Source organism: Paraburkholderia sp. J7 (genome assembly GCF_905220155.1).
Classification (GTDB): domain Bacteria; phylum Pseudomonadota; class Gammaproteobacteria; order Burkholderiales; family Burkholderiaceae; genus Paraburkholderia.
The window spans coordinates 1-623 of the sequence record NZ_CAJMYZ010000085.1 but is presented as its reverse complement, the minus strand read 5'-3'; the positions used below and the strand labels follow the sequence as shown (position 1 = coordinate 623).

At 66.8% G+C, this 623-nt stretch carries 1 protein-coding gene; it reads right to left on the bottom strand.

Features of this window, described 5'->3' with window-relative positions; genetic code table 11:
* The coding region (locus U5A58_RS40430) for a DegT/DnrJ/EryC1/StrS aminotransferase family protein (protein WP_321965457.1) at nt 1-623 on the bottom strand (623 nt) is incomplete at both ends.

Genomic DNA, 623 nt, shown 5'->3' with positions numbered 1-623 from the left:
ACGCGCGCCACGTCGGCCTCGGTCATCTGCGTGAAGAGCGGCAGCGTGACCGTGCTCGCGCCGAAGCGCTCCGCGTGCGGGAACATGCCCGCCTTGAAACCGCGCTCGCGGTAGAGCGTGAAGAGGTGGATCGCCGGGTAATGCACGCCCGAGCCGATGCCGCGCTCTTTCAGCTCACCCATGAAGCCCGCGCGGTCGATCGCGAGCTTTTCGAGCGGCAGCGTGATCTGGAACATGTGCCAGTTGCTGTTGGCGAAATCGGCGAGCGGCAGGCCCATGCCGAGCTTCACCGCCGCGCCGCCCTCGAAACCCGCGAAGTAGGCCCGCGCAAGCGCACGACGCTGCACGGTGAAGCGCTCGATGTGCTTGAGCTGGCCGAGTCCGACGCGCGCCGCGACATCCGTGAGATTGTACTTGCCGCCGAGCACGTCGCAGTCCATGCGGTCGAAGCCGGTGCGCGTGATGCCCTGCAGGCGGTACTTCTGCGCGAGCACGGCCTCGGCTTCGTCGTTGAGGACGAGCGCGCCGCCTTCGATCGACGTGAGGTTCTTGTTGGCGTGAAAGCTGAACGAGACGATGTCGCCGATCGCGCCGATGCGCTTGCCGTTCCAGCTCGAGCCGAA